Source organism: Aphanizomenon sp. CS-733/32, assembly GCF_028330045.1.
Taxonomy (GTDB): Bacteria; Cyanobacteriota; Cyanobacteriia; order Cyanobacteriales; family Nostocaceae; genus Dolichospermum; species Dolichospermum gracile.
Genome location: NZ_JAQMSE010000089.1, coordinates 1 through 8,024, shown reverse-complemented (window position 1 = coordinate 8,024; position 8,024 = coordinate 1). Strand labels below are relative to the sequence as shown.

The window sequence follows — 8,024 nt, the reverse complement described above, 5'->3', positions numbered from 1 at the left end:
CCTCTTGCCTCTTACCTCTTGCCTCTTACCTCTTACCTCTTGCCTCTTGCCTCTTGCCTCAAATAGAAAAGCTACTCACCCGAAGACAGATATTTTTTGAGATATTTTCATGAAAAAATTGTACTGCCTGCTACAATCTTGTTAAGAAAAGTTGCCCGTTGAATTTTGGGAACGCGCAATTTGGTTTTGACTCTACTGAGAAGACAACTCGAACAACGTTTTTTTATAGACCAGCCCTGTGGGAGGGGTTGGTCTTTTTGTTATCATTCTCAAAATCACATTAATCACACTCATCACAAAAATCACAGTTCAGACATTCTCAAAATCACATTAATCACACTCATCACAAAAATCACAGTTCAGACATCTTTCCACCCAAGGAAACAGAAACAACATCTGAACTATGATTTGTGAGATTTATCTGATTGCTATGATTAGAAGCTGAAAGTAGTTCTCAAAGCACCAATTACTAAATTGCTACTGCTATCATCGTGATTTGGGGCTGTTAGCCAAATTACAGCGGGGGTAATGGTGATATTATCGCTGACCTTGTATTGATAAAATCCCTCAACGTGATAAGAGGTATTTGGATCTTTAGTAATTCCAGTAACAGTAGAATTCGTGACCTTTGGTTCCATACCAAATATAATACCAGCTAAGTTACCTTTTTTACCCAAATCTGGTAAACCTAAAGTAACAGCATAGTTCCAAATTTCCGCCTTTCCTTTGGTACCAGTCAAAACTTGACTATTGGTATATCCAGCCCAACCACCTAAAACAAGCTTCTTTGTAATACCTAAAGATGCTTCCACACCGTAGGAATTACTGGAAAAGTTTGTACCAGAGGCAAGATTGGGATTGGTAAACGTGGCGTTATTACTACCTGTAGCCAGTGACTTGTTATAGGAATTGATGTAAGTTAAACCAAGGGAAATGCGATCGCTTGGTTTGACTGTTAATTGTGCTAAACCGCCGTAAGGACCATCGAACAACCCATTTCTGGGAGTAGGTGTATTGTGTTGACTAGCTAAGTAACCTAAACTGAGAGTTAAATTTTTACCGAATTTTTGTTTTACACCTAGTCCTGCACCACCCAGTTGGGCATAGATGGGGTTTCTGGTTCCAAATGCGGACACAGCACCAGACCCACCATTCCCATCAAATAGATTCAATGTGCTGTCAAGGTCGAGAATTATACCATCATTGGCTATGATATTGGCATAAGTATTTTTACCAAGGGGGAATCCATAGGAAAGCGCACCTATGGAAACATTGTTATTAGGTGTGCCACTGGCAAAGGACAATTTACCATCTGTAAATTTACCTTCTGTAGTATTACCAAAACTGTTAATATTGTTGCTTTCTAACCTGGTAAACAGTGTGTCTTTTCCAGTAAAACTGGTGACAAGCTCCAGTCTAGTTCTAGTGCCTAATGTCGTATTTTTGTCGGTAATGTTACTAGTGCCAATTTTATCACCAGAAACAATACCACTAACAACCGCAACAACCTGTCCTTGCAGTTTTGTGGTAGTTGAAAATTGATTAGCTTCTAAATCAGCGGTTTTGGCTTCTACAGTGTCTACACGCCCTTTTAAGGTTGCTAGTTCTGCGGAAAAGTCATTTTGCAACTTTTGGATTGTTGCTAAATCTTGTTTTGATACTAAATCAGCAGTAGCAGTAGCAATTAATTCATTGACTCGATCTAAGCAGGCATTTAACCCGGCTGCAAATTCGTATCGTGACAACGCCCGATTACCCCGAAAAGTCCCGTTAGGATAACCTGCAACACATCCATAGCGTTCTACCAATGATTGTAAAGCCTGAAATGCCCAATCATTAGGTTGAACATCGGATAACTGAGACACGGAAGTAACTTGAGATATTACCGCTTCTTGATTATTTATATTTAATTGTTGAGAATTAGTATCAGTCTGGAGTTGGTTATTTGCTGGTATTTCTTCAGCCAAGACTCCAGAACTTGTCCATAGTATAGCGCTGATAACAGTCGAACTAGCAAGTAAATATGTTGAGAACTTTTGCATTTTTCTTCACACCTGGTTTTTTACAAAAACTGAAGCTATTAAGAATTATTCTTAATAACTCTGACTTGGGACCTAGAAACTAAAAGTAGTTCTCAAAGCACCAATCACTAGATTACCATTACTATCATCGTGATTTGGGGCTGTTAGCCAAATTACAGCAGGAGTAATGGTGATATTGTCGCTAAGTTTATATTGATAAAATCCCTCAATGTGATACGAGGTATTTGGATCTTTTGCAACTCCAGCACCAGTCGCGCTAGAACTTGTGACTTTCGGTTCCATACCAACTATAACACCAGCCAAATTACCTTTTTTACCCAAATCAGGGAATCCAAGAGTAACAGCATAGTTCCAAGTGTCAAACTCTCCCTTTGTACCTGTCAAAACTTGACTATTGGTATAACCAGCCCAACCACCGAGAACAAACTTCTTGCTAATTCCTAAAGATGCTTGAACACCATAGGAATTATTGGAAAAATTTTCACTTGAAGTGACGATATTAGATGTAGCGTTATTACTACCAGTGAGTAATGGTTGATTGTAGGAATTGATATAAGTTAAACCAAGAGAAATGCGATCGCTTGGCTTGACAGTTAACTGCGCTAAAGCACCATAATTCCCATCAAATAGACCGTTTCCAGAAGTGGGGTTATTAGCTGTACTACTTAAATAGCCTAAACTTAGACCTATTTTATCGCCAAACTGATGGTTAACTGCTATACCCTTATCACCTAGTTGTCCATAAATCGGGTTTCTTGTCCCAAAAGTAGACACAGCCCCAAAAGCACCATCACCATCAAACAGATTGACTGTACTGGTAACATCGTCTGCTGCACCAGCATTAGCAATTAGTTTGACTTGGGTATTTTTCCCCAGAGGGAAAGCATACCATAGCGCATCTATAAAAGCATTGGTGTTACCAGTAGTACCAGCAAAAAATAAGTTGCCCTCATTAGTGTTAATGCTAGGACTGCTGATGTTATTAGCTTGGATTCTGGTAAAAAGTGTATCTTTCCCCGTAAAACTACTTACCAATTCAACCCGCGCCCTTGAAGCTAAAGTGGTATTTTTCCCAGAAATATCCGCACCATCAACCTGTTTATTTGTCAAGACATCACTAACAACTGCGACAACTTGCCCTTGCAACTTAGTGGTGGTAGAAAATTGATTAGCTTCCAATTCAGCAGTTTTGGCTTCTACCGTATCTACACGCCCCCGGAGGGTGACTAATTCTCCTGAAAAGTCCTTTTGCAACTTTTGGATTGTTGCTAAATCTTGCTTTGATACTAAATCACTGGTAGCTGTAGCAATTAGTTCATTGACTCGATCTAAACAGGCATTTAAACCAGCCGCAAATTCGTATCGTGATAACGCCCGATTACCCCGAAAAGTAGCGTTAGGATAACCCGCAACACATCCATAGCGTTCTACCAATGATTGTAATGCCTGAAATGCCCAATCATTAGGTTGAACATCGGATAACTGAGATACGGAGGTAACTTGAGATACTGCCTGTTCTTGGCTATTATTAACCTGTTGTTCTGAATTAGTTGCTGGTACTGATAATGCTTCTGCCTTTGCAGCAGCATTGATACATAATATGCTACCCACAACTGTTGAACTAGCAATTAAATAAGTCCAGAATTTTTGCATTTTTCTTCACACCCGTATTTAAGAGTGACGATTGCTATACTTGAATTAGTACAACTACTAGTAGTGATTCTTAACATACTACAGTCCTAAGTTAAGCCGATCACAATAAAAAGTTAAGAAATCCTTATCTACTGGAAACATTCTCAGTATACAGCAGTATTACCTGAAATTTCCAAATATTCTGTAACGCTTGATACAGTAGCATTTTTCTGATAATTTATATGAGAATGGATCTTATTATGAGATATAATCCCAATGAAGTTTTATTGTTAACATCAAACTATGAGAAGTTCTAGAGAAATCAAAATAGATAGAAAAACCAGAAGTTTCTTACCTCTGATTACCTTAATAATATTGTCGGTAGTTTATGGATGTAATAATCCTAATAGTGGTGAGGTTGTAAAAACAGAACCAGCACCAGTCCAAAAATCACCAAAAGCTAAGGTAGTGACAACATTCTTACCAGTTTATTTGTTTACTAAAGCAGTAGCCGGGGATGTAGCAGATGTAGAAATTTTAGTTAAACCTGGTACGGAAATACACGAATATCAAGGGACACCAGCAAACGTAAAAGCGATCGCTACAGCCAAGATATTAGTCAAAAATGGTTTAGGCTTAGAGGAGTTTTTAGCAGATACAATTAAAAATGCCGAAAATTCCCAACTAATGGAAATTGATGCGAGTAAAGGTATTTCAGCTATTAATAAAATTTCCCCCATAGATAAAACAGCAACGGGAGAACATGATCATGATCACGAACACCAATTAGGAAATCCTCATGTTTGGTTAGATCCAGTTTTAGCAAAACAGCAAATTATCAATATTCGAGATGGTTTAATTATCGCAGATCCTGTCAATAAAGCCAACTATCAGACCAATGCAGCGGCATATATTCAGAAATTAGATAATTTAAATAATGAATTTCAGCAGACTATTAAACAAACACCAAACTGCACCTTTATTACCTTTCATGATGCCTTTCCCTATCTTGCCAAACGTTATAACATTAAACAATTAGCAGTAGTAGAAATTCCTGAAAAGCAACTTTCCCCAACAGATGTCCAAAAAGTGGTGAATACAGTCAAAAAATACCAAGTAAAAGCCTTGTTTAGCGAACCAGGGTTAGATAACAAATTACTCACCAGTATTTCCCAAGATTTGGGGTTAACTGTGGGGACTTTGGATTCTTTAGAAACGGGTGATACCAATCCAGAGTATTATTTTAAAGCAATGAAAGCTAATTTGGAGAGTTTAGCCGCTGGATGCAAGTGACGCAGGGGTTTAGCAATGCTGATATGTGTCAACTTAACGTTAACCGGGCGGTTAGAAACCGCGTCTACAAAGGCAAAACCCACCTGCGTGGGTTTCAAATCCTTGATTTTTTCTTAGTCCGCGCAGGCGGACTTTGTTTGTGTAGCCGTGAATTACATTCGCCAGGGCTTAAGTTGACTACTCCTGAATCCTTCTCTTTTTCTGACTTCTGACTCCTGCCATATCACTATAAATTATTGGCATCTTAAATCCTAAATTACATGACTGACGAGCAAGCAGAATTTACATTACCAATATTAAAAGTTTCCGGGTTAACAGTCTACCAAAGCAGCTATTTAGCTGTGCGAGATGTTTCCTTTGAATTGTTAGCAGGAACAGATACAGCCATAGTTGGTCCAAATGGGGCTGGAAAAAGTACATTAATTAAAGCTATTTTAGATTTAATTCCCCGCAGTGCTGGAACAATTGAAGTTTTTGGTCGCCCAATTTCTAGACTAGGAAATTTGCGGAACCAGTTGGGATATATGCCACAAAACTTTATTTTTGATCGCAGTTTTCCAATTTCGGTTAGTGAGTTGGTAGCTTTAGGAATAGGGAATCAAAAACATTCATTTCTCTGGAAATTTTCGCAACAAAAACGGGAAACATCATTAGCAGTCACCGCAGCTTTACACCGGACTGATGCTTATCGCTTGCGAAATCAGGCTATTGGGACTCTGAGCGGTGGTCAACTCAAACGGGTATTATTGGCTTATTGTTTGGTAACACCGCGAAAATTGTTAGTATTGGATGAAGCTTTTGCAGGGGTGGATGTCCAAGGAACAACGGATTTTTATGCTTTGTTAAACGAATTAAAACGAGAAGAGAATTGGACGGTGTTGCAAGTTTCCCACGATATTGATATGGTAAGCCGTCATTGCGATCGCGTCATCTGTCTCAATCAAACTCTTGTCTGTTCCGGTCAACCGGAAATAGCCCTTTCCCCACAAAATCTTTTAGCTACTTATGGTCCTGGTTTTAGTCGCTATGAACATCATCATTAGTCATTGGTCATTGGTCATTGGTAATAAACTTTTCTTCTTTCTCCTGAACTCCTGAACTCCTGACTCCTGACTCCTCTTATATGACCATTAACTATCATGACTTGGTGAATTTATTACAATTTCCTTTTATGCAGCGTGCCATTATGGGTGCTGTGTTAATGGGCATTTTAGGCGGTTTATTGGGCAGTTTCGTTACCTTACGACAATTATCCTTTTTTAGTCATGCCGTTGGTCATGCAGCCCTAGTAGGTGTAGCATTAGGCGTGTTACTCAACACTAATCCTACTTGGATGTTACTCCCGTTTACTTTGATCTTTGGAGTTGTTGTTCTCTACCTAATTGATAAAACTGATTTAGCCAGTGATAGCGTTCTCAGCATAGTTCTATCCGGGGCATTAGCGATCGGTGTCATTCTCACCAGTTTTATTAAAGGATATCGCGGTAACTTAATGGGCGTGCTGTTTGGCGATATTTTAGCCATAGATAACACAGATTTAATTTTGACCTTATTGGTGCTTGTCGGTAGTAGCATTTTTTTATTATCAACCCTGCCACAACAGATTTTATTAACTCTTAATCCCGATGTTGCTCAAGTCCAAGGCATACCTGTACAATTATATCGCTATGGATTCGTTGTTTTACTTTCCCTCGCCGTAGCTGTAGCAATTAAAGCCGTTGGTGTTTTATTAGTAAATGCGTTTTTGGTAATTCCGGCTGCTACAGCCAAACTCATGAGTCACCATTTCAGCCGCTTTCTAATTCTATCGGTGGTTGTCGGTTCTAGCAGTAGTATCGCGGGAATGATGGTTTCTGGCTTGTTTAACCTAGCATCTGGACCAAGTATTGTTTTTGTGCAGTTTTTGGTATTTGTGGCTGTATTTAGCTGGGTGAAGTTGACAATGAAGGTCGGCTAAAATTCTTTTGAATAACCCCTTGACTAATCTTTTTTATCATGCTAAATTTATTGACGGTGGTGAATAAAAAAGCCCCACGCCGGGATAGCTCAGTTGGTAGAGCAGAGGACTGAAAATCCTCGTGTCACGAGTTCAAGTCTCGTTCCTGGCATCAATAGGCTGTTTGTGCATTTAGTTTGTAAATTCTAGCGGGCAAGATGCTCGCACCACAGAGTTCAAGTAAAATGCACCAAACACGATGGGGCAATGAACTTTTGCAAAATTCTGAACAACCAAAGCGATCGCCATGATTAATATTAGTATAGATTAATTAGGCTGGTTTTAGAGAACTCCTTGCAGCAGCGCTGACGCGATCGCTTTTGACCAAACTTCCGCACCTCAAGCAACTTTCCTGTTACGTAGTGATTCTACTTGGGTGAAATACTATCTGTAAATAATACCAGAAGTATCTTACTCACAGTCAAGTTCACTTTGGCTCTTGATTAACCACTGTCTAGTTTCTGCAAATTTTGCGTTATCCATACAGGAGTTTACCCTGACGTATTACTTGATTGACTAGTGAGTTTGCTACATTAGCCTTGAGTTCAACTTCTGAGCGGGTCATCACCAGAATATCTTTTGGAATACCAATACCACGCAAAGCCTTATATGCCTGACGCGCTCGACGATAGCGTGGTTCATCTGATTTTGAGATAATCACCAATAAGTCAATATCGCTATCCTCAGTCGGTTCACCGTAAGCATAAGAGCCGAACAAAAAAATCTGTTCTGGTTCGAGCGCGCTCACCAGTCGGTTAGTAATTTCATTTAGAAACTGAGTGCTTAAATGCTTGGCAGCCATAAAATTTAACTTATTCCAATACTTTCTCTAAAATACAGTGACGTACTCCACACACTCCCTTTCAGGTGAGTGTGGGCTTCTCAGTGACTCCTCTATGAGGACATTAACTGAGCTTTAACACCGTGCGCCCCACGGTTCTTTGGTTTTGAGATTTGTTTTTTGTTTTGTAGGCTGCATTTCTGCATTTAATTGGACTACACCTACTTTTTTATAATAACATAAAATCAATATTTTGTTCGTTTCGTCGCTGTAGCCTTCT

Annotated in this window: 6 protein-coding genes and 1 tRNA gene; 4 read left to right on the top strand and 3 right to left on the bottom strand. The window is 39.3% G+C overall.

Annotated features, from left to right (window positions below; translation table 11 throughout):
- Positions 1-434: 434 nt before the first annotated feature.
- Together PN471_RS06945 and PN471_RS06940 are read right to left on the bottom strand one after the other, a co-directional pair.
- A complete protein-coding gene (locus PN471_RS06945; RefSeq protein ID WP_271776219.1) occupies positions 435-2,042 on the bottom strand; it encodes an iron uptake porin in 1,608 nt (535 codons plus the stop codon).
- 72 nt (positions 2,043-2,114) lie between these two features.
- Positions 2,115-3,695, bottom strand: coding sequence for an iron uptake porin (locus PN471_RS06940; protein WP_271776218.1), 1,581 nt, complete (start codon positions 3,693-3,695; stop codon positions 2,115-2,117).
- Positions 3,696-3,977: 282 nt separating this feature from the next.
- On the opposite strand from PN471_RS06940, the gene PN471_RS06935 reads away from it, so the two are divergent.
- From PN471_RS06935 to PN471_RS06920, 4 genes are all read left to right on the top strand, one after another.
- Positions 3,978-4,967, top strand: coding sequence for a metal ABC transporter solute-binding protein, Zn/Mn family (locus PN471_RS06935; protein WP_271776217.1), 990 nt, complete (start codon positions 3,978-3,980; stop codon positions 4,965-4,967).
- A gap of 260 nt (positions 4,968-5,227) precedes the next feature.
- On the top strand, positions 5,228-6,010 hold the full coding sequence (locus PN471_RS06930; RefSeq protein WP_271776216.1) for a metal ABC transporter ATP-binding protein: 783 nt from the start codon (positions 5,228-5,230) through the stop codon (positions 6,008-6,010).
- Positions 6,011-6,090: 80 nt separating this feature from the next.
- Positions 6,091-6,924: a metal ABC transporter permease gene (locus PN471_RS06925; RefSeq protein ID WP_271776215.1), complete on the top strand. Its 834-nt coding sequence runs from the start codon at positions 6,091-6,093 to the stop codon at positions 6,922-6,924.
- A 78-nt stretch (positions 6,925-7,002) separates the two neighbouring features.
- Positions 7,003-7,075: transfer RNA gene (locus PN471_RS06920), tRNA-Phe, on the top strand.
- Positions 7,076-7,438: 363 nt separating this feature from the next.
- On the opposite strand, the gene PN471_RS06915 is transcribed toward PN471_RS06920, so the two are convergent.
- Positions 7,439-7,765 carry a nucleotidyltransferase domain-containing protein gene (locus tag PN471_RS06915; protein WP_271776214.1) on the bottom strand — a complete coding sequence of 109 codons (327 nt, stop codon included), beginning with the start codon at positions 7,763-7,765 and terminating at the stop codon, positions 7,439-7,441.
- Positions 7,766-8,024: the final 259 nt, after the last annotated feature.